The sequence below is a fragment of the Paraburkholderia terrae genome, assembly GCF_002902925.1.
Taxonomy (GTDB): Bacteria; Pseudomonadota; Gammaproteobacteria; order Burkholderiales; family Burkholderiaceae; genus Paraburkholderia; species Paraburkholderia terrae.
Map to the genome: position 1 here is coordinate 1,504,813 of NZ_CP026112.1, position 20,447 is coordinate 1,525,259.

Genomic DNA, 20,447 nt, shown 5'->3' on the forward strand with positions numbered 1-20,447 from the left:
GCTCTGTTTTTGTCTCCAGACACGGACAACCCGTACGGCTCTATTGCCCATGCAAGACGTTCAGTGAATCTCCGGCTCACCCGTTGCAGCGCTTGCGCCATCGCGTTGCAGGAAGTCGAAGTCGCAGCCCTTGTCGGCCTGCAGCACATGCACCTGATGCATCGCGCCGTAGCCGCGCGAAAATCTCGGCGCGGGCGCGACCCACTCTGCCTTGCGGCGCGCCAGTTCTTCATCCGATACCAGCACGTTCAGCCTGCGCTGCGGCACGTCGAGCTCGATCATGTCGCCGTCGCGCACCAGCGCAAACGGCCCGCCGATGAACGACTCCGGCGCCACGTGCAGCACGCAGGCGCCATAGCTCGTGCCGCTCATGCGTGCATCGGAAATGCGCAGCATGTCGCGCACGCCCTTTTGCAGCACCTTCTTCGGCAGCGGCAACTGGCCCCACTCGGGCATGCCCGGCGCGCCAACGGGGCCCGCGTGCTGCAACACGATCACGCAGTTCTCGTCGATATCGAGCGCGTCGTCGTCGATGCGCGCGGCCATGTCGTTGTAGTCCTTGAACACCACCGCACGGCCCGTGTGTACCAGCAGATGCTGCTCGGCTGCGCCCGGCTTGATGACGGCGCCATCGGGTGCAATGTTGCCGCGCAGGACGGCCAGGCCGTTGTCCGGCATCAGCGGGTTGTTGCGGCGGCGGATCACGTCGTCGTTGAAGATCTGCGCGCCTTCGAGGTTCTCGCCAAGCGAGCGGCCGTTCACCGTCTTCTGCGAGCGGTCGATCAGGTCGCCCAGTTCTGCGAGCATCGGCTGCAGGCCGCCCGCGTAATAGAAGTCTTCCATCAGATACGCGCCCGTCGGCCGGATGTTGGCGAGCACGGGCGTACGGCGCGAAATGCTGTCGTAGCGGTCGAGCGTCAGTTCGATCCCGGCACGGCGCGCGAGCGCGATCATATGCACGATCGCATTCGTCGAACCCGACAGCGCGAGGCACGTCGTCACCGCGTTATCGATCGACTTCACCGTGAGGATGTCCGACGGCTTCAGGTCTTCCCACACCATCTCGACGATACGCATGCCCGTTTTCGCGGACATCTGCGCGTGGCGCGAATCCGGCGCGGGAATCGACGCGAAACCCGGCAGCGTGAAGCCGAGTGCTTCGGCAGCGCTCGTCATGGTGGACGCCGTGCCCATCGTCATGCAATGGCCAGGCGAGCGCGCAATACCGCCTTCGACGCCCTGCCAGTCCTCTTCCGTGATCTTGCCCGCGCGCAGGTCGGCCCAGTACTTCCACGTGTCCGAGCCCGAGCCGAGCGTCGCGCCGTTCCAGTTGCCGCGCAGCATCGGCCCGGCAGGCAGAAAGATGGTCGGCAGGTCCATGCTGATCGCGCCCATCAGCAGCGCGGGCGTGGTCTTGTCGCAGCCGCCCATCAGCACGACACCGTCGGCGGGATACGAGCGCAGCGTCTCCTCCGCTTCCATCGCGAGGAAGTTGCGGTAGAGCATCGTCGTGGGCTTCTGGAACGGCTCCGACAAGGTCTGCACCGGCAACTCGATCGGAAAGCCGCCCGCCTGCCAGATGCCGCGCTTGACCTCTTCCACACGCTGCTTGAAGTGCGTGTGGCACGGGTTCATCTCGCTCCACGTGTTGAGGATCGCGATAACGGGCTTGCCCGCATATTCCTCGCGGCTATAGCCCATTTGCGCCGTGCGCGAGCGATGGCCAAACGAACGCAGATCGTGTACGCCGTACCAGCGGTGGCTGCGCAGTTCGTCGGGGGACTTCCTCTTGCGTTCGTTGCCGTTGTTGCTCACTTCGTCTCACTCCAGGTATTGCTTCAATCCCGCTTCAAATGCACCGCGATGCAACCCGCGCCGCGTGCCCCGCACGCTGCGCGGCGCATGCGTTCAAACCAGTCACGCGTACGCCCGCTCGAACGCAAGCAGTTCACGCACCGCCTGCGCAACTGCGGCGTGATGCTCGACGGGTGTTTCGCTCAGCAGCGGCAGGATCGAACCCATGTCGGCGATACCGGAGAACGTGACGGCATCGTGCAGCACGCGGATCAGCGAGATGTTGTCGCGCAGCGTTTCGAGCGGCATGAACGCGTCGTAGAGGCGCTGCGCTTCGGCGTCGCGGCCTTCCTTCGCGGCGGCCAGCAGCCCCATCACGGCATGCGACGCGATACAGCCGCTGCCCGTGGTCCACGCGGCGAGGCCGAAGTCGCGTACATGCGTAAGCGCGGGACGCTCGCCCATGCCGGAGATCACACGCGACGGGCTCACGCTTTCGAGCAGCCGACGCAGGTATGGATCGTTCGCCGGGTTCGCGCGGACGATCGCGTACTTGACGGCGATCAGCGTGCCGCGGTCGACGAGCCGCGCCAGCGTGTCGACGTCCACATAGTCTTCGCTCTTGATATACAGCGTGAGCGGGATGCCCGCTGCGTCGGCGATGCGCGTCAGGCCCGCTTCGACGCCCGCCGGCGTCGTGAAGCCGGACAGCGGCAACACCATCGCGGTGCGATACGACGTCTGCGCGAGGATGCGCGCCTGATCGAGCATCTTGCCGAAGTCCGGGCCGATGGCGGGGATCACGCGCGTGGTGGGCGCCACGCTCTCTGCCAGCATGTCGAGCAACTCGCGGTATTCGCTAACGGCCACGTGATAGAAATTCGCGTTGCCGCCGTACAGCAGCGTACGCACGCCGCCCGCTTCGATATGTCGGATCAGTTTCTGGTTGGCGTCGATGTCGAGCGACAAATCCGCGCGGCGCGCGAGCGGCGGGACTGCCATCACGGTCGACGCAAACTCGCGCTCGACGATCTGTGACTCGTTCATAAGATCTCGTGGTTCAGATGGGTGGCTGACAAGCCAGAAAATTAGCACCCGCGTCGCAACGTTGTCAAACAACTTATTGACCACTCGGTGTTTTCCATGAAATCGTTTGACAACGGTCCTGGCTTGCCTCAACGCGGTCGCCATTGCAGGCGACATACGGTTACATTGGAAGAACGGCATCAAGCCGCATCGAAAGGAGACAGACGATGATCAAGTACGCACTGTTCGCGCGATTCGAGGCGAAGCCCGGCAAGGAAGCCGACGTCGAGGCGTTTCTGCAGAAGGGATTGGAACTGGCGAACCAGGAAACCACCACGCCCATCTGGTTCGCGCTGAAGATCGCCGAGCGCACCTACGGCGTGTTCGATGCCTTCCCCGACGAGGCCGGCCGCCAGGCGCATCTGGATGGTCCGATCGCGAAGGCGCTGATGGGTGTCGCGGATGATCTGTTCACGGGGCCGCCACAGATCGGCCGCATCGACGTGTTGGGGATGAAGAACACGCTCGGCTGAGCGTCACAAAAGCACAACTAAAAAGGAGACGGGAACCCATGGCCATACGCATCGTTCGACTCGGATCGGAACGCGCGCCGGATGAAGGCGTGCGCATCGGCACCGTGCGGCGTCCGCCGCGCGGCGTGCCGAAGGCCGAGTTCAGCAGCCGCAATTTCTACGATGTCTGGCTGCCGACGCTGTCGCCCACGCCGGAACTCGTTCACGAAGCGCTGTCGGCCACGACCGATGCCGAGTGGAAGGACTTCGTGCGCAAGTTTCGCGCGGAGATGAACCACGGCGACGCGCCGAAAGTGCTCGACACGCTCGCCGCGCTGTCCGCGACCGCGAATTTTTCGGTCGGCTGTTATTGCGAGCACGAAAACCGCTGCCATCGCAGCGTGCTGCGCGAGTTGCTCGCCGACCGGGGCGCGACACTCGCGTAACGAGCTTTCATCAGCGGTCCTGGCTCAGGCGATCGCCCCGCCACCGTCGATCAGCACCGTCGAGCCCGTCGCATAAGGCGTCGTCGCCAGATAGACGATCGCGTTCGCGACGTCTTCGGGCTGGCCGACCCGCCGTGCGGGCAACCGGTTCGCGGCGCCTTCGAACATGCTGTCGCGTGCTTCGTCGGTGAGCTTCGACCAGAGCGGCGTCGCGATCAATCCCGGCGACACCGTGTTCACGCGCACGGGCGACAACTCCAGCGCAAGACCGCGCGAGAGCGCTTCGAGCGCCGCGTTGATCGCGCCTTGCAGGACCGACATCTTGCTCGGCCGCACGGCGAGGAAGCCTGACACGAACGTCAGCGACCCGCCTTCGGCGATCTTCACCGCACGCGCCACGCGGTAGGCGCCCCAGAACTTGCTGTCCATCGCCTTGTAGGCGTCGTCGAGCGGCAACTGGCGCACGGGACCGGACGGCGTCTGCGCAGCCGAAATCACGACGTGATCGAACGGATGCTGCGCGGCGAAGAACGCTTCGACGGCTGCGGCATCCGTCGTGTCGATCTCAGCCGTTTGCACGCCGTGGCCGATTTCCTGCGCCGCCGCCGACAGCTTTTGCGCATTGCGCGACGCAATCGTCACCTGCGCGCCGAGCGCTGCGAAAGCCTTCGCTGCCGCAGCACCAATACCCGAACTGCCACCGACGATCAGCACGCGTTTCGATTCAAGCGAATTCATGTGTGTCTCCTTGCTCAAGAAAGTGAATGAGTTGCGCCGTCACTTCGCGACGACGCCAAGCTGCTGCAAAAACGTCAGGTTGTCTTCGAGATGCCAGTTTTCGGCAATCTGGCCATTTGCGACGCGGTAAATATCCGTGGCGATGAAATCGACATTCTGGCCCTGCCCCTTCACGCCCTTGAATTCGCCCGTGAAGTGGCCGTGAAAGCGCAGATGCACGACGACGCGATCGCCGCTGACCACCATCTGCTCGATATCCGCAGACAGATCGGGCACGGCGGCCCGCACGAACTTCGACGCGGTAAGCGGCCCTTCGATTCCCTGCGCGCGGCCCGGCGGCAACGTGCGATCGGTGAAGCCCGGCGCGAGCGCGGCGCGGGCGAGCGTTTCGTCGCCCGTGCTCCAGAACGTGTCGTAGCGGCGCGCGGCGAGAATCTGCGCGTCGCGTTGCGCTTTGGACAGGCTGTGATCCACGGTCAACTGATGTGGCTGAACGAGCGAATCAGTGCTGACAGCGGCAAAAGCCGGCGCAGCCACAATCGACGCAACAGCCAGCGCGACGGACAGCGCGCGGCGCAACGGGGAAGCAGGACGAAACGACATGATGGGCTCCTTGAAGAAAAGCAACGGATCGGATTGATGGGTATGCTAGTCTTCGCGCCATGGAAGAAATACCGCTTCCAGATTGATGAATCCTTTCTTTTTTGAGAAGAATGAGCGACACCCGCATCGACAGCTTGCCGGCCCTGATTGCCTTCTCCCGCGTGGTTTCGGCGGGAAGTCTGTCGGCGGCGGCACGCGAAATGGACCTGCCGCTGTCCGTCGTCAGCAAGCGGCTCGCGCAACTGGAGAAAAGCGTCGGCGTGCGGCTGATCCAGCGCACCACGCGCCGTCAGACGCTGACGGAAGAAGGCGCGCTGTTTCATGCGCGCGTCGTGCGGATACTCGATGAGATCGAGCAGGCGGAAGAACTGCTTTCGCAACGCCGCCAGGAAGTGAGCGGCCTGTTGCGCGTCACGGCGCCCGGCCAGCTAGGCCGCCAGAAGATCGCCCCGCTGATCGCCGATTTTCAGCGGCTTCATCCACAGCTCACCGTTCAGCTCGAACTGACAGATGCCGTCGTCGATCTCGTCGAAAGCGGGTTCGATCTCGCGATCCGCTTCGGCAGTCTCGCGGATTCATCGCTGATCGCGCGCTCGCTCGCGCCGAACTTTCGCGTGCTGTGCGCGTCGCCTGCGTATCTGCAGGCGCACGGCACGCCGAAACATCCCGACGATCTGACCTCGCACCGCTGCATCCTGATCGGCGACCAGCGGCGCGCGGAATGGCGCTTCGAAGGCAACGAAAGCATCGCGGTGCGCGTCGATGCCGCGATCGTCACGAACGATGGCGAAGCCGCGCATCTGTTCGCGCTCGCCGACGCCGGCATCGCCGTGAAGTCGATCTGGGACGTGGGCGACGACATCCTCGCGGGCAAGTTGCGCCGCGTGCTGCCGCAACATTCGATGTCCGCCGCGCCGCTGCACGCGATCTATCCGCACAGCCAGCATCTCGCGCCGCGCGTGCGTGCGTTCGTCGACTATCTGCGCGAGCGGCTCGCACAGGCCTGGCGGTGGGAGACGCTGTAGAGCGCGTGCGTTCAAGCCGCGCGGCTGCGGCTTGATGATTTCTTCATGATCTGTCGATAGCGCCATCCTCGTGCGGCTCGCACCATGTAAGCAGCGAATCCCGCCACGCCCGCCGCTTTGCCGAGGACGGCGCGACTCCTCCGGCTTCGCCTTCCGGCCAGTCAACGCTGACCGTATACGCATCGTTTCGAAGGAATCAGATCATGAAGACGCTTCGCATCGCGGCGACCTGCGCGGTCGCTCTGTCAGTGGGATATGTTGGGCACGCATGGGCACAGGATAAGCCCGCAGCCGTGCCTGTCGCGCAATCGGCGCAGGATGTCGGCGGCATGCCCGACGCGTCAATAGGCCAGTCCGGACGCGCGATGGGTACGACACGCTCCGACGTCTATCAGGATCTGCTGCGCTCCGAGCAGTCGGGTGAGCAGCATCGGCTGAACGCCAGCCTCTATCACGGCAAATGAACGCCATGCATGCGATGCGCCGTGGCGTCCGCGGCGCATCGCGCCTGAAATCGGCGCGCTTCAATAACCGATCCGCTTCTCGACGCTCCTGAACTTTCCCTGCGACCGATAGTGGTTGAACCACGGATTCGTGCGCAGCTCGCACAGTCGCGGCGAGCGTTCAGCCAGCGACACCTCGAGCCAGCTGAACATCTCGTCGGCCTGCCCCAGCCGGGCGTAGAGTTCCGCGAACAGGAACGGCGACGTATAACGCGTCTGGCGCCGCGCCTGCAGGTCCTGCAGATACCACTGCAACACCCGGTCGTAACCACCCGCGTCCCACGCCGCGCGCACGCTTTCCGCGCGCGTGAATTCGTTGCAGCGTGTGAGCGCATCAATGGTTGCCTCGACGGCGCGCTCATAGTCGCCGCGCACTTCGAACGCGATAGCCAGCAACTGATAAACGAGCGGCGAACGGTTGCCATGCCCCGCGCTCAGATAATCGCGCGTGACTTCTTCGTAACGCCCCGACTGCACGAGACCGAAAATGCGCGAGCCTTCGAACCCGAGCGGATCGGCCCGTTCCGCGCGCTCGAACTGCGCGCGCCCCTCGGCTTCGCGGCCGAGCACGAGCAGGAGCCGCGCATATAAGCGACTCGTTTCCGCGTGCTCGGGGTTCAGGCGCAGCGCCTCCAGAAACTCTTCTTCCGCGCGACGCCAGTCCCAGTCGAAGAAGTAATGCACGCCGGCCAGCGCCTGATGCGCCTCGGGCAGGCCGCTGTCGAGTTCGAGCGCGCGCAGCGCGGTTTCGCGCGCCCGTGGATAGCCTTGCAGCGAAGGATAGAAGCCATGCGCCGCCGTGCCGCCGAACACGTTCGACAGCCCGACATAGCCGAGCGCGTAGGTCGGATCACGCTCGACAGCCTCTTCGAAATAGCCGCGCGCGCGGATGAAGTCCTCGTCGCTCAACGCGTGATGCGCGGCGAAGCCCGCGTCGAAATGCACGCGGCGCGTCCAGAAGTATCGGCCACGCAGATATGCGTCGTGCGCACGCGGATCGACGGGCAGACGGCGCGCGAGCCGCAATTGAAATTGCTCGCCGAGCGCCGGCGACACTTCGCGCGTGAGCGCCGCGCCCACTTCCATCTGGATGTCGAGTACACCCTTTGCGACGGGCTCGTAAGCGTGGCGCCACACCTGTACCTGATCGAAGCAGCGAATCAGTTGCACGAGAATGCGCAGTCGTTCTCCATCGCGCGCGAGCGAGCCTTCCAGCACGTAATCGACGGAGAGCTCGAAGGCGATCTCCGCGATGCTCTTCTTCGCGCTCCCATAGTGCGCCGCCGTCGTGCGCGCGACGACGAGAATACGGTCCGCGTCCAGCATGCCGATGTTCGCCGAGGTCTCGTCGGCGAGTGCGTCGCAGAAGCTGTCGAGCGCCGGGTCGCCCGTCTGGTTGCCGAACGGCAGCACGAGCAGGCGCGCCGCCGCCGACGGCGTGGGCGCAGCCTCCACGGCCGCCGCCGTCCGGATGCCTTCCAGCCGGTAGCCCTTGCCTTTGACCGTCAGCAGATAGCGCGGCGCATCCGGGTTCTCGCCAAGCGCAATGCGGATCTTGCGGATCGCAGTATTGATGCTGTTATCGGTTTGCCGATACGCATTGCCGCCCCACAACGCACGCACGATATCGGCGCGCGTCACCAGCTGGCCGTTGCGCGACGCCATCAGGATCAGCAGTTCCATCGGCAGGCGTTCGAGCCGGATCTGCTCGCCGCCGCGGCGCAACGCGTAGCGCCCGATGTCGAGTTCGACGTCCGCGATCCATACGGGCTCTGTGGGTTCCATCTCCGCTCCTGCCATCGCGTGACCAGGCTTGCGACACTACTTGTGCCGACCCATCGGCGCCCGCAGCCTGCCGCGCTTCATGCCGAAGGTCGATGCGAATGCGACCAGCGCGCCCGCCAGCATCACGAGCGCGGGCGCGAGTGTCCAATGCCTATCCGCGACCAGAAAGCTCACGGTCAGCGGCGTCAAACCCATCGTCACGGCGAGGCCAAAGTTCATCGCAGCCGCGACGCCGCTAAAACGCACGTCGACAGGAAAGAGTTCGGCGATCGCGCAGCCGTAGGTGCCATTGATGAACGATGCAATCGCGCCCGCGATGACGAACAGCAGCACGAGATTGGCGTGCGGGCGTAACGCGGCGATAAAAAACACGGGCGCGAACAAGGCCGTCATGACGGCACCCACGCGGAATACGCGGCGGCGCGAGAAACGGTCGCCCGCTGCCGCCGTCAACGGAATGCACGCGGCGATCGCGATCACATAGATCGTCTGCGCCCACGCCACGTCGCTTGCGTCATGGCCGAGCGCCTGCAGCCAGCTCGGCATGTATGCGATGAACAGTCCGCCCGTGACGCCCGTCATCACGCCCGCGCCAATTCCCGTGACGATGGCCGCAAGGTGATGACGGAACAGCACGGCAAGCGGTTCGCGGTGCCGCCGCGCAATCGCGCGCGCGTACTCCGCCGATTCATCGAGCGTGCGGCGCAGCGCGAAGATGCCGAGACCGCAGATTCCGCCCAGCAAAAACGCGATCCGCCATCCGAACGCGTCGATCTGCGCCACGTCGAGCAACAGATGCACCGCGAGATTTACGCTCGAAGCGAGCAACAAGGACAGATTGACGGCCACGAACACGAAGCCGCACATCAGCCCCGGATGCGCGGAGCCCGTCTCGATCGCGTACACGAGCGCGCCCGGCAACTCGCCGCCAAGGCACAAACCCTGCACGAGACGCAACGAAAGTAGCGCAATGGGCGCGGCGATGCCGAGCGCGGCGTATGAAGGAAGCATTCCAATGGCGAGCGTCGCGAGCGCGGCAACGAGCGCAGACGACACGAAGACGACGCGCCGCCCGTACTTGTCGCCGAGCCGGCCGAGAAACAGGCCGCCGAGCGGGCGCGACAGATGGCCGATGGCGAGCACGGCAAACGACAGCGTGGCAGGCGCGAGCCCGATGCCGGGCGGAAAGAACACGCGCCCGATGTGCTGCGCGAAGAAGCCATAGATGACGAAGTCGAAAACCTCGAGCGCGCCGCCCGTGCTGGCGACGAAGATCGTCCAGCGTTGGCGTGCGGCCCGTGACGCCGACGGCAGCGAAAGCGTATCGTCGAGCATGACAACTCCAGATATCGCCAGGCATATCGGCCACGCCCGTTTCGCGCGAATCGACGGGAAGGCATTTCGCGGTCGACACCCGGCCAGAGTGCGTTTCCGACAGCGCATGCGGTGTTACGGAACATTCTGGGCGACAAAGCCGCGCTCGCAAAGCTTTCTTATGCGTTTTGCAACAGCAATGCGACGGCACAGGCGTTTTCGGGTTGCGCCTGGGCATCGCCCGCTGCGCTACAACGCGGCTTCCCTGGTTGTCAGGAAAGGCGCAATGCGGCCAAGCCCTGCTTGCGCTTTGCGCGAAACCGTCTAGCCTCCCTTTCAAAACGCCGATCTGGCACAGGTTTCGCAAGCTTTTTGGGATAATGATTCGCGAGGGAATCATGTAATTTCCAATTAGCGTCGGCGTGGACCGTCCGGATGATCGACATCCGACGCGCCGCCTCACACCATCCAACACCGGAAGAGTCATCGACAATGGCCACAGCGACGCCCCGCACCAGCGAAACCACCCTGCTCGATCCGAAGCACGCGGCCCGCTTCACGCTCGGCAACCGGATCATGCTGAGCTTCGGCGCACTGTTCGTGCTGATGCTGGTGATGGCCGCGATCTCCTGGAGCCGGCTGCGCGTGATGGACGACGAAGCGCTCAGCATGGGCCACGACTCGGTGCCCGGCCTCTACCTCGCGACGACCTTGCGCGCTGCCGCCAACGAAGGCTATTCGACGCTCGAACGCGCGCTCTTCGTCGACAGCAGCGATGCCGCGACGAAGCAGGATCTCGAACGGATGCCTGCTTTGCTGCAAAAGTTCGATCAGGTGTCGGCCGAGTACCAGGCAACGCTCTTTCGTGACGTAGACCGCGAGCACTTCCGTGCCTTCCGCGCTGCCTGGGATCAATACCTGCCGCAACTGAACGACGCCATGCGCACCGCGCCGACCTCGAAGGCCGATGCGCAAGCCACCTTCGTCAAGCTCGCGCCCGCCTGGGAAAGCGTGATCCGCACGGCAAACGAGCTGGTCAACGAAAACCGCACCCAGGCGGACGATTCCGCGAAATCGATCCGCGACTCCGTGACGGGCACGGAGATCACGCTCGCGACGGCGCTCGGCGTCACGCTGCTGGTCGCGCTCTACACCGGCTTCTCGCTGTATCGCGCGATCACGGTGCCGATGGCGAGCCTCGTCGACGTACACAACGTGATGCGCACGGGCAACCTGACGCAGCGTTTGAAGCTGGGCCGCAGCGACGAATTCGGCACGCTGGAGGACGGCTTCAACCGGATGGCCGAGGAACTGAACAGCCTCGTTGCGCAGGCGCAAAAGTCGTCGCTGCAGGTGACGACGTCAGTGGCCGAGATTGCGGCGACGTCGAAGGAACAACAGGCGACGGCGACGGAAACCGCCGCGACCACGACGGAGATCGGCGCGACCTCGCGCGAGATTTTCGCGACCTCGCGCGATCTGCTGCGCACGATGAATGAAGTGTCGGCCGTCGCGGATCAGTCGGCGACACTCGCGGGCGCGAGCCAGAACGGGCTCACGCGCATGGAAGACACGATGCGCAGCGTGATGGAAGCGGCCGGCTCCGTGAACGCGAAGCTCGCGATCCTCAACGAGAAGGCCGTCAACATCAATCAGGTGGTCGCGACGATCACCAAGGTCGCCGATCAGACCAACCTGCTGTCGCTGAACGCAGCCATCGAAGCCGAGAAAGCGGGCGAGTACGGACGCGGCTTTGCCGTCGTCGCGACGGAAATCCGCCGTCTCGCGGACCAGACGGCCGTCGCCACTTTCGATATCGAACAGACCGTGAAGGAAATCCAGTCGGCTGTCTCGGCGGGTGTGATGGGCATGGACAAGTTCTCCGAGGAAGTGCGGCGCGGCATGCGCGACGTGCAGCAGGTCAGCGATCAGCTGTCGCAGATCATTCACGAAGTGCAGACGCTCGCGCCGCGCTTCCAGCTCGTCAACGAAGGCATGCAGACGCAGGCGACGAGCGCCGAGCAGATTACCCAGGCGCTGTCGCAGCTGTCGGAGGCCGCGCAGCAGACGGCGGAATCGCTGCGCCAGTCGTCGCAGGCGATCGACGATCTCACGCTCGTCGCGAACCAGCTGCGCACGGGTGTGTCGCGCTTCAAGATCGAAGCGTGAGCCCGCTCGCGCTGGCAGGCCCAACACGGCTGATACGGTGACGGCGATGCTCTTCCTTCTGTTCGAACTCGACCGCGACCGCTATGCGCTCGATGCCGCCGACATCGTCGAAGTACAGACGCTGACGGCCACCAAGGCGATTCCCGGCGCGCCCGCGTGGGTCGCGGGCGTAATCGAGCGGCACGGCGAACCCGTGCCCGTGATCGATCTCGCGCAACTCGCGCTTGGGCGTCCGTCGCAGTACTGGCGCTCGACCCGGCTCGTGTTCGTCCACTATCGTGACACGCGCGAACCCGTTGACGCGGACACGCCACCGCGGCTGCTCGGCCTGATCGTCGAACGCGCGACGCAGACACGCCGGATCGAGCGCGAGTACTTCGCCGACAGCGGCATCGCGACGCCGCACGCGCGTTGGCTTGGCCCCGTCACAAGCGACGAGTCCGGCTTGATCCAATGGATCGACGTGCAGCAGATGCTCGACGACGACGTGAAAGCGCTGCTCTTCCCGCAACCCCAACCTCATACGCGATGAACGCCGCGAACGCTTTCGTGCCGCGCTTCGAAGCCTGGCTCCTGCGGGAGACGGGGATCGACGCGTCGTCGCTGGGCATCAACGCGGTGGAGCGCGCGGTGCTCGAACGCGTGCGCGTGACGCGCCTGGGCCTCGCGGCGCACGACACGAGCGTCGGCGTCGATCCCGCCGAGATCGAAGCGTACTGGCAGCAATTGATTGTGTCGCGCGACGAACGGCAGGGGCTGATCGAGGCGCTCGTCGTGCCCGAAACCTGGTTCTATCGCGATCGCGAGGCGTATGTTGCACTCGCGCGGCTCGCGAACGAGCGGCTCGTGCGCGATCCGATGCACGTGCTGCGTGTGCTGAGCCTGCCGTGCTCGACAGGCGAGGAGCCGTACACGATCGCGATGACGCTGCTCGACGACGGCATCGGCGAAAACCGCTTCACCGTCGATGCCTTCGATATCAGCGCGCGCGTGATCGCGCATGCGCGCGCGGGCCTTTATGGGCGCAATTCGTTTCGCGGCCATCCGCTCGCGTTTCGCGACCGGCATTTCACGGCCGTGGGCGACAACTGGCAACTGAGCGAACGCGTGCGTGAGACGGTGCGCTTCTCGCACGCGAACCTATTCGACTTGCAAGCCGGCGCGCAGGCACCGTACGACTTCATTTTCTGCCGCAACGTGCTGATCTATTTCGACCGCGAAGCGCAGGACCGCGCGATCCGCGTGCTCGACGCGAATCTCGCCAACGGCGGCACGATCTTCGTCGGCCCCGCCGAAACGGGCCTGATGATAAGCCATGCGATGACCTCCGCGCGGATTCCGCTCGCGTTTGCTTTCCGGCGCAGCACGCCCGAGGAAACGAATGCGGCGCGCGCGGTCAAACCGCTTGCGTTGAGCGCGGCAAACGTGACGACGACGCAAGCCGCGCGTGCGCCCGCGTGTACGGCGGCAACTCGCGCGCCCGCGAAGCCACCGCTTGCGAACCGCGCCGTCACGCCGCCGCGAACGCAACCCGCTGTGCGAGCGACGCCGCCCGCGCCGACGCCGCAACCCGCTGCGGAACCCTCGCTCGCTGCCGCGCGCCGTCACGCGGACGCCGGTGAATTCGACGAAGCCGAGCGCCTCGCACATCAACATGCGATCGTGCATGGACCGAATGTCGACGCGTTCTATCTGCTCGGCCTGATCGCCGATGCGCGCGGCCGCAGCGCCGACGCCGCCGACTTCTATCGCAAGGCGCTTTATCTGGACCCCGCGCATTACGAAGCGCTCACGCATCTGGCCGCGCTGCTCGACATCGGCGGCGATCGTGCGGGCGCCCAGAATCTGATGCAGCGCGCGCAACGCTCGGCGGCGCGCGCGGCTCAATCGACACAATCGGCTCAGGCGCCAACGGACGATGCGCAACGTTCACGAGGATTCCATGCTGCACGACGCTCCTGATCATTCAAGCGCGTCCGTGCGCGTCGACGACTGCTGGAACCGCATCGGCACGCGCGGCGACAACACGTGCCCGCGCCTCGCCGAGCATTTTCGTTGCCTGAACTGCCCGGTCTTCGCGCAAGGCGCAGCGCAATTGTTCGACCGGCCTTTGAGCGACACGGACCTCGTTGCGCGTACGGAGTCGAGCGCACCTAACGCCGCAGCGCGTGAAGCGTCCGCGCAGACGCAGTCCGCCCTCGCCTTTCGCGTCGCGGGCGAATGGCTCGCGCTGCCGACGCGCGTGCTGCGCGAGATCGACGATATCCGCGCGATCCATTCGCTGCCGCATCAGCGCTCACGCGCCGTGCTCGGCGTCGTCAACGTGCGCGGCGCGCTGACCGTCGCGGTCTCGCTCGGCGAGTTGCTGAACATGGACCGCGCCGCCGACACGAAGCAGGCCGCGCGCAACGGCTATGCGCGGATGCTGGTCGCCGCGCACGACAGCGAGCCCGCCGCTCCGCCCATTGCCTTGCCCGTCGACGAGGTCGAAGGCGTGATCCGTTATGCGGACGCCGAACTGCTGCCCGTACCCGCGACGCTCGCGCACGCCACCGCGTCGCACGCCTGCGGCGTGCTCGCGTGGCGCGGCGGAACCGTCGGCCTGATCGACCCGGCGCGGCTATTCGACTCGATTGCCCGGAGCCTGCGATGACGGATGACGATCAGTCGCTGCTCGAACTGTTCCGCGAGGAAGCCGCCGTGCAAACGCGCGTGCTGTCCGACGGGCTGCTCGCGCTCGAACATCGCCCGGCCGACGCCGCCGCGCTCGAAGCTTGCATGCGCGCCGCGCATTCGCTCAAGGGCGCGGCGCGCATCATCGGCTTGCAGGATGGCGTCGATATCGCGCATGTGATGGAAGAGTGCTTCGTCGGCGCCCAACGCGGCGAACTGCAACTGACGCCCGCGCATATCGACGTGCTGTTGCGCGGCGTCGATCTGCTGATGCGCGTGGGTGATGCGAAGCCGGACGCGCCCGTTACGCGCACCGATATCGACGGGTTCGTGAGGCGGATGTTGTCGCCCGAAAGCGCCGCGCGTGAGACGGCAGACGGTAACGGAGCGAACATCGAGCCGGACGTCGACGTGTATGCGCAACTCCAGGCGCAACTGCAGGCCGAGGCGCTCGCGCAACGGCCGGAAGCGCCTGCAACCGACACAACTGCCCCGTCCGACGCCCCCGCGCAACAAGACACACATGCCTCGGCTCGTACCCCGGACCGCATGCTGCGCGTGCGCGCCGCGAATCTCGACCGCGTGTTGAGTCTGTCGGGCGAAGTGCTGGTGGAATCTCGCTGGCTCAAGCCGTTCGCGACCTCGATGCTGCGCATCAAACGCACGCAGCGCGAAACCTCGCGCGCGCTCGACGCGCTCTACGACACACTCGCCGAACATCTCGATGATGCAGCGCTATCGGCGCTCGCCGACGTGCGCACCGCGCTCAACAGCATGCAGCACACGCTCGGCGCGCGTCTCGACGAACTCGACCACTACGACCGCAGCAGCGCCAACCTCGCGCAACTGCTGTACGACGAAGCGCTGCAATGCCGGATGCGCCCATTCGGCGACGCGACGCATGCGTATCCGCGCGTCGTGCGCGATCTGGCGCGCTCGCTCGGCAAGCGCGTGAAGTTCGAGATCGTCGGCACGTCGACGCAGGTGGACCGCGACATTCTCGACATGCTCGACGCGCCGCTCGGCCATCTACTGCGCAACGCGCTCGATCACGGCATCGAGATGCCCGATGCGCGCATCGCGCGCGGCAAGCCCGCCGAAGCCCACGTGACACTCGAAGCGCGCCACAGCGCGGGCAAGCTGCTGATCAGCGTCAGCGACGATGGCGCGGGCATCGATCTCGACAACGTGCGCGCGTCGGTGATCCGCCGCAAGCTCGCCGATGAAGACACGGCCGCGCGCCTGTCCGAACCGGAGCTGCTCGACTTCCTGCTGCTGCCGGGCTTCTCGATGCGCGATCAGGTCACCGACGTGTCGGGCCGTGGCGTCGGCCTCGACGCCGTCCATGAAATGGTCAAGGCCGTGCGCGGCACGGTGCGCATTTTCAACGACCCCGGCCACGGCTCGCGCTTCGTGATGCAGTTGCCGTTGACGCTCTCCGTGGTGCGCAGCCTGCTCGTCGACGTGGGCGGCGAGGCGTACGCGTTTCCGCTCGCGCATGTGCGCCGTACGCTCGAACTCGCGCGCGCCGATATCGACATGCTCGAAGGCCAGCAACACTTCGCGTTCGACGGCAAGCCCGTCGGGCTCGTCACCGCGCATCAGTTGCTCGGCGCGCAGGCGGGCGTGACGCGCGAGTCCGTGTCCGTCGTCATGATCGGCGACGAGCGGGTGACGTATGGGATCGCCGTCGACCGCTTTCTCGGCGAGCGGATGCTCGTCGTGCAACCGCTCGACCCGCGCCTCGGCAAGATCCGCGACATCGCGGCGGCTGCGCTGATGGAGAACGGCGACGCCGTGCTGATCGTCGATGTCGACGACCTGTTGCGCTCGGTCGACAAGCTCGTGCGCGGCGGACAGCTCGACCGGATCGGCCGCGCGCACGACGTCGCAGCGCGGCAGCGCAAGCATGTGCTGGTTGTCGAAGATTCGTTGACGGTGCGCGAACTGGAACGCAAGCTGCTCGAAAAACGCGGCTATGCGGTGACGGTCGCCGTCGACGGAATGGACGGCTGGAACGCACTGCGCAGTGGAACATTCGATCTCGTCGTCACTGATATCGACATGCCGCGTATGGACGGCATCGAGCTCGTCACGCTGATCAAGCGCGACCCGCTGTTCAAGTCCGTGCCCGTGATGATCGTGTCGTACAAGGACCGCGACGAGGACCGCCGGCGCGGGCTCGAAGCCGGCGCGGACTACTATCTCGCGAAGGGCAGCTTCCATGACGAAGCCCTGCTCGATGCCGTACGCGACCTGATCGGAGAGGCATCAGCATGAATATCGGCATCGCCAACGACCTGCCGCTCGCCGTCGAAGCGCTGCGCCGCGTGATCGCGCTGCGCCCCGAGCATCGCGTGCTGTGGGTCGCCGCCAATGGCGAAGAAGCCGTCGACTTCTGCGCCGCGCAGACGCCGGACGTCGTGCTGATGGACCTGATCATGCCGAAGATCGACGGCGTGGAAGCGACGCGCCGCATCATGGCGCGCACGCCCTGCCCGATCCTGATCGTGACGAGCAGCGTAGGCGCGAATACGTGGCGCGTCTACGAGGCGATGGGCGCAGGCGCGCTCGACGCCGTCGATACGCCGACGCTCGCCGCGCGCGGCATCGGCGAGTCCGCGCTACTGATGCTGCAGAAGATCGACCAGATCGGCCAGCTGATGGACAAGCCCTGGGCGCCGCGGAAAACGGCCATCGCGCCGCTCACGCGCGATGCGCAGCGGCTGGTGGCAATCGGCGCGTCGGCGGGCGGGCCGGCTGCGCTGGCGACCGTGCTGGGCAGCCTGCCCGCGGACTTCGCCGCGCCCATCGTGATCGTGCAGCATGTCGACCAGGTGTTCGCCGACGGCATGGCGCAATGGCTCGACGGGCAGACGTCCGTCGCGGTGCGCACCGCGCGCGAGGGCGAGTTGCCGGCTGCGGGTGTCGCGCTGCTCGCGGCGACCAACGATCACATGCTGCTGACACAGAACGGCGCGCTGCACTACACTCGCGAACCGGCGGAGATGCCCTACCGTCCTTCCGTCGACGTGTTCTTTCATAGTGTGGTCGAGCATTGGCCCGGCGAAGCACTCGGCGTACTGTTGACGGGCATGGGCCGCGACGGCGCGATCGGCCTGAAGGCGATGCGCGCAAAAGGCTACGACACGATCGCGCAGGACGAAGCGACCTGCGCCGTCTACGGCATGCCGAAGGCGGCCGCGACGCTTGGCGCGGCGCGCCGGATTCTGCCGCTGGCCGGCATCGCCGGTCAGCTGGCGGCGTTCGCGCGACGTTGATGTAGCGCAAGGCAGCAGGGGCAGAGACTGGAGCAACGGGACATTCGATGCAAGGGCAGCACGCAGTGAAACACCGAGACAACGCATGACCAGCAATTCCGACAGGGGTACGCACATGGACTTCGATCAAATCGGGGCACGGGACCAGGGGGGTTCCACATCGACGTCGGCCGACCGCGCGAATGCCGCGCTCGAAGCCGCGCGCGCCGCGCTGGAAACGGCCGCGCTGTCCGACGTGCCGATCATGGTGTTGCTGGTCGACGACCAGGCGATCGTCGCGGAAGCGGTGCGGCGCGCGCTCGCGAACGAAGACGGCATCGACCTGCACTATTGCGCGAGCGCCGACGAAGCCATCCACGCGGCCACCCACACGCGCCCCACGGTGATCCTGCAGGACCTCGTGATGCCCGGCATCGACGGTCTCACGCTCGTCAAGGCGTACCGCACGAACACGAAGCTGCGCGACGTGCCCATCATCGTGCTCTCGACCAAGGAAGAGCCGACCATCAAGAGCGCGGCCTTCGCGGCGGGCGCGAACGACTATCTCGTCAAGCTGCCCGACCGGATGGAACTGGTTGCGCGCATCCGCTATCACTCGCGCTCGTATGTGAACCTGCTGCAACGCGACGAGGCGTATCGAGCGCTGCGCGAATCGCAGCAGCAACTGCTGGAGGCGAATCTCGAACTGCGCAAGCTGACGCAATCGGATGGACTGACGGGTCTGTCGAACCGGCGGTATCTGGACGAATATCTGAACGCCGAATGGCGGCGCGGCATGCGCGCGCAAACGGAAGTGTCGATCCTGATGATCGACGTCGACAACTTCAAGCCGTACAACGACACCTACGGCCATGTCGCGGGCGACGAAGTGCTCAAGCAGATCGCGTCGACGGTGGAAGGCTGCCTCGGGCGGCCCGGCGATCTTGCCGCGCGGTTCGGCGGCGAGGAGTTCGCGGTCGTGCTGCCAGGCACGTCGGCGGGCGGCACGCGCCTGCTCGCCGAGAAGGTCCGGCTTGAAGTCGAAGCGCTGCGCATTCCGCATGCGGGCTCATCGTCGGGGCAGTACGTGACGATCAGTGTCGGCTGCGCGACGCTGGTGCCCGCGCCCGATGCGCCGATGACGACACTGATCGAAGCCGCCGACCTCGCGCTCTATCGCGCGAAACGGGATGGGAAAAACCGCGTGGCGGCGATGGAAAGCGGTCGGAGCGAAACGCGCTCGACGGCGGAGTGAGCGAGCGCCGTTTAGCGCTCGATTGATGCAACGGCGCTAACCCGGCTTGCCGTCCGCGCGTGGACGCATCAACGGCAGCGCGTATGCGCCCGCATAGATCGCGAACGCGGCGATCCAGCACGCGCCCGCGCTCCAGATCCACATCTGATAGTGACCCGGCGCAACGAGCGGCCCGACGATGCGCAATGCCGAGCCCAGCGTGACGAGCGCGTAGCTCGCGATATCGCGCGTATCGGCAACGAGTGGCCGGCCCGTATGACCGCGAGCCGTGCGCGTGATCATCGAGATGATCGCCCCACCGATCACGCCCGCCGTGAAGGCGTGAATGGCGACGGAATGGGCCACGAATCCGAGCGCGCTCAGGCCGAGCAGCGCGAAGCCGACGGGCATCCAGGCATAGGCGACGTGCAGGATCAGCAGAATCGCCGGGCCGCGCACCTTGTATGAACGCCAGCCGATCAGCCGCGCGCAATGGATCGCGCATGCCGCGAATGCGAGCGTCGCGACAATGGCAGACGGCACCGCGGCGGCATCGGCGAACAGTGCGCACAGCGTCAACGGCGCGGCGCTCCACTCGACCAGCTTCCAGCGGCGCGTCACAAAACCCGGAATCGCATTCGACGTGAACATCGGAATCACGCGCGCACCGATCACCGAGACCAGCAACACGACAATGCCCGCTGCCGCGTAAAGGCAACGCAGCGCGAGATCGGCGCGGCCCGTTTGCACTAGCACATGGAACGCGGCGTTGAGCGCGGCGAACGTCAACAGCACAGGCACCAGAAAATAGTTACGCCGGTTGCCCGCTTTCATCAGCACGCGCAGCAGCGCGAACGCGACGGCGGGCAGAAACGCGCTGTCGATCAGCGCAGCGGGCACGGCGGGCCCGCTCCACACCAGCACGCGCGCGGTGAGCCACAGCAATGCGAGCGCGGCGAGCGTGCGATGGCTCGTCGTCTGCATGCCCGTCCATGCGCGTACGGCAGTCAGCAGAAAACCCGCGACGATCGATGCCGCAAAGCCGAACACCATCTCGTGCGCGTGCCAGCCGATGGGATCGAGCTTCAGCAGATAGTTGCCCGTCACCGGTACGCCTGCGAGCACCAGCAGCCACACGGTCAGCGCGATGGCGGCGAAGCCCGCGCCCGCCAGGTAGAACGGACGAAAGCCGAGATTGAGCAACGCGAAGCGCTGCGCGGGGCGGTAACGTCCGGGAGGCGGCACGAAGGTGGCGCGGGGCTCGATAGGTTTCATGAGTGATTCGTAGTGGAGATGCCTCAGTTGCGGACCGCTGTGCCGATGCAGGCTTTGTGCCAACGCAGAAGGCCTTGCAGGCCGTTCGCT

The 20,447-nt window shown here is 65.7% G+C and carries 18 protein-coding genes; 11 read left to right on the top strand and 7 right to left on the bottom strand.

Going from position 1 to position 20,447, the window contains the following annotated elements:
• Positions 1 to 60 precede the first annotated feature (60 nt).
• Positions 61 to 1,815: an L-arabinonate dehydratase gene (araD, locus tag C2L65_RS22930; RefSeq protein ID WP_103254570.1), complete on the bottom strand. Its 1,755-nt coding sequence runs from the start codon at positions 1,813 to 1,815 to the stop codon at positions 61 to 63.
• 102 nt (positions 1,816 to 1,917) lie between these two features.
• Positions 1,918 to 2,841 carry a dihydrodipicolinate synthase family protein gene (locus C2L65_RS22935; protein ID WP_042308064.1) on the bottom strand — a complete coding sequence of 308 codons (924 nt, stop codon included), beginning with the start codon at positions 2,839 to 2,841 and terminating at the stop codon, positions 1,918 to 1,920.
• Between the two features lie 206 nt (positions 2,842 to 3,047).
• On the opposite strand from C2L65_RS22935, the gene C2L65_RS22940 reads away from it, so the two are divergent.
• Positions 3,048 to 3,353, top strand: coding sequence for a putative quinol monooxygenase (locus C2L65_RS22940; protein WP_007587655.1), 306 nt, complete (start codon positions 3,048 to 3,050; stop codon positions 3,351 to 3,353).
• 38 nt (positions 3,354 to 3,391) lie between these two features.
• Positions 3,392 to 3,778, top strand: a complete 387-nt coding sequence (locus C2L65_RS22945; RefSeq protein WP_042308065.1) for a DUF488 domain-containing protein — start codon at positions 3,392 to 3,394, stop codon at positions 3,776 to 3,778.
• Between the two features lie 24 nt (positions 3,779 to 3,802).
• Here C2L65_RS22945 and C2L65_RS22950 read toward each other — a convergent pair whose 3' ends face one another.
• Both C2L65_RS22950 and C2L65_RS22955 read right to left on the bottom strand, forming a co-directional pair.
• Positions 3,803 to 4,516, bottom strand: coding sequence for an SDR family oxidoreductase (locus tag C2L65_RS22950; protein ID WP_042308067.1), 714 nt, complete (start codon positions 4,514 to 4,516; stop codon positions 3,803 to 3,805).
• Positions 4,517 to 4,555: 39 nt separating this feature from the next.
• Entirely contained in the window at positions 4,556 to 5,119 is a 564-nt protein-coding gene (locus tag C2L65_RS22955) for an ester cyclase (RefSeq protein ID WP_042308070.1), read from the bottom strand.
• Between the two features lie 110 nt (positions 5,120 to 5,229).
• On the opposite strand from C2L65_RS22955, the gene C2L65_RS22960 reads away from it, so the two are divergent.
• Together C2L65_RS22960 and C2L65_RS22965 are read left to right on the top strand one after the other, a co-directional pair.
• The gene (locus C2L65_RS22960; protein WP_042308072.1) at positions 5,230 to 6,144 is read left to right on the top strand and encodes a LysR family transcriptional regulator; all 915 of its coding nucleotides are present in this window, start codon (positions 5,230 to 5,232) and stop codon (positions 6,142 to 6,144) included.
• Positions 6,145 to 6,347: 203 nt separating this feature from the next.
• The gene (locus C2L65_RS22965) at positions 6,348 to 6,608 is read left to right on the top strand and encodes a hypothetical protein (protein ID WP_042308074.1); all 261 of its coding nucleotides are present in this window, start codon (positions 6,348 to 6,350) and stop codon (positions 6,606 to 6,608) included.
• Between the two features lie 60 nt (positions 6,609 to 6,668).
• Here C2L65_RS22965 and C2L65_RS22970 read toward each other — a convergent pair whose 3' ends face one another.
• The gene (locus tag C2L65_RS22970; RefSeq protein ID WP_042308075.1) at positions 6,669 to 8,432 is read right to left on the bottom strand and encodes a winged helix-turn-helix domain-containing protein; all 1,764 of its coding nucleotides are present in this window, start codon (positions 8,430 to 8,432) and stop codon (positions 6,669 to 6,671) included.
• Between the two features lie 36 nt (positions 8,433 to 8,468).
• A complete protein-coding gene (locus C2L65_RS22975) occupies positions 8,469 to 9,767 on the bottom strand; it encodes an MFS transporter (protein ID WP_042308077.1) in 1,299 nt (432 codons plus the stop codon).
• 471 nt (positions 9,768 to 10,238) lie between these two features.
• On the opposite strand from C2L65_RS22975, the gene C2L65_RS22980 reads away from it, so the two are divergent.
• From C2L65_RS22980 to C2L65_RS23010, 7 genes are all read left to right on the top strand, one after another.
• A complete protein-coding gene (locus tag C2L65_RS22980) occupies positions 10,239 to 11,915 on the top strand; it encodes a methyl-accepting chemotaxis protein (RefSeq protein WP_042308080.1) in 1,677 nt (558 codons plus the stop codon).
• Positions 11,916 to 11,961: 46 nt separating this feature from the next.
• Entirely contained in the window at positions 11,962 to 12,447 is a 486-nt protein-coding gene (locus tag C2L65_RS22985; protein WP_042308082.1) for a chemotaxis protein CheW, read from the top strand.
• Positions 12,444 to 13,877, top strand: a complete 1,434-nt coding sequence (locus C2L65_RS22990; RefSeq protein WP_042308083.1) for a CheR family methyltransferase — start codon at positions 12,444 to 12,446, stop codon at positions 13,875 to 13,877. Before C2L65_RS22985 ends, C2L65_RS22990 begins: the two co-directional genes overlap by 4 nt.
• A complete protein-coding gene (locus C2L65_RS22995) occupies positions 13,858 to 14,568 on the top strand; it encodes a chemotaxis protein CheW (protein ID WP_042308092.1) in 711 nt (236 codons plus the stop codon). The genes C2L65_RS22990 and C2L65_RS22995 overlap by 20 nt, the downstream gene beginning before the upstream one ends.
• The gene (locus C2L65_RS23000; protein ID WP_042308085.1) at positions 14,565 to 16,868 is read left to right on the top strand and encodes a hybrid sensor histidine kinase/response regulator; all 2,304 of its coding nucleotides are present in this window, start codon (positions 14,565 to 14,567) and stop codon (positions 16,866 to 16,868) included. The genes C2L65_RS22995 and C2L65_RS23000 overlap by 4 nt, the downstream gene beginning before the upstream one ends.
• Positions 16,865 to 17,869 (top strand): chemotaxis response regulator protein-glutamate methylesterase, encoded by a 1,005-nt coding sequence (gene cheB, locus C2L65_RS23005; protein ID WP_042308088.1) that lies wholly within the window; start codon positions 16,865 to 16,867, stop codon positions 17,867 to 17,869. The genes C2L65_RS23000 and cheB overlap by 4 nt, the downstream gene beginning before the upstream one ends.
• A 115-nt stretch (positions 17,870 to 17,984) precedes the next feature.
• Positions 17,985 to 19,103 (top strand): GGDEF domain-containing response regulator, encoded by a 1,119-nt coding sequence (locus tag C2L65_RS23010; protein ID WP_042308089.1) that lies wholly within the window; start codon positions 17,985 to 17,987, stop codon positions 19,101 to 19,103.
• A 36-nt stretch (positions 19,104 to 19,139) separates the two neighbouring features.
• On the opposite strand, the gene C2L65_RS23015 is transcribed toward C2L65_RS23010, so the two are convergent.
• The gene (locus tag C2L65_RS23015) at positions 19,140 to 20,357 is read right to left on the bottom strand and encodes an NnrS family protein (RefSeq protein ID WP_042308091.1); all 1,218 of its coding nucleotides are present in this window, start codon (positions 20,355 to 20,357) and stop codon (positions 19,140 to 19,142) included.
• Positions 20,358 to 20,447: the final 90 nt, after the last annotated feature.

Coding starts and splice junctions, on each gene's coding strand:
- C2L65_RS22935 (WP_042308064.1), bottom strand. CDS start 2,841: ATGAACGAGTCACAGATCGTCGAGCGCGAGTTTGCGTCGACCGTGATG.
- C2L65_RS22940 (WP_007587655.1), top strand. CDS start 3,048: ATGATCAAGTACGCACTGTTCGCGCGATTCGAGGCGAAGCCCGGCAAG.
- C2L65_RS22945 (WP_042308065.1), top strand. CDS start 3,392: ATGGCCATACGCATCGTTCGACTCGGATCGGAACGCGCGCCGGATGAA.
- C2L65_RS22950 (WP_042308067.1), bottom strand. CDS start 4,516: ATGAATTCGCTTGAATCGAAACGCGTGCTGATCGTCGGTGGCAGTTCG.
- C2L65_RS22955 (WP_042308070.1), bottom strand. CDS start 5,119: ATGTCGTTTCGTCCTGCTTCCCCGTTGCGCCGCGCGCTGTCCGTCGCG.
- C2L65_RS22960 (WP_042308072.1), top strand. CDS start 5,230: ATGAGCGACACCCGCATCGACAGCTTGCCGGCCCTGATTGCCTTCTCC.
- C2L65_RS22965 (WP_042308074.1), top strand. CDS start 6,348: ATGAAGACGCTTCGCATCGCGGCGACCTGCGCGGTCGCTCTGTCAGTG.
- C2L65_RS22970 (WP_042308075.1), bottom strand. CDS start 8,432: ATGGAACCCACAGAGCCCGTATGGATCGCGGACGTCGAACTCGACATC.
- C2L65_RS22975 (WP_042308077.1), bottom strand. CDS start 9,767: ATGCTCGACGATACGCTTTCGCTGCCGTCGGCGTCACGGGCCGCACGC.
- C2L65_RS22980 (WP_042308080.1), top strand. CDS start 10,239: ATGGCCACAGCGACGCCCCGCACCAGCGAAACCACCCTGCTCGATCCG.
- C2L65_RS22985 (WP_042308082.1), top strand. CDS start 11,962: ATGCTCTTCCTTCTGTTCGAACTCGACCGCGACCGCTATGCGCTCGAT.
- C2L65_RS22990 (WP_042308083.1), top strand. CDS start 12,444: ATGAACGCCGCGAACGCTTTCGTGCCGCGCTTCGAAGCCTGGCTCCTG.
- C2L65_RS22995 (WP_042308092.1), top strand. CDS start 13,858: ATGCTGCACGACGCTCCTGATCATTCAAGCGCGTCCGTGCGCGTCGAC.
- C2L65_RS23000 (WP_042308085.1), top strand. CDS start 14,565: ATGACGGATGACGATCAGTCGCTGCTCGAACTGTTCCGCGAGGAAGCC.
- cheB (WP_042308088.1), top strand. CDS start 16,865: ATGAATATCGGCATCGCCAACGACCTGCCGCTCGCCGTCGAAGCGCTG.
- C2L65_RS23010 (WP_042308089.1), top strand. CDS start 17,985: ATGGACTTCGATCAAATCGGGGCACGGGACCAGGGGGGTTCCACATCG.
- C2L65_RS23015 (WP_042308091.1), bottom strand. CDS start 20,357: ATGAAACCTATCGAGCCCCGCGCCACCTTCGTGCCGCCTCCCGGACGT.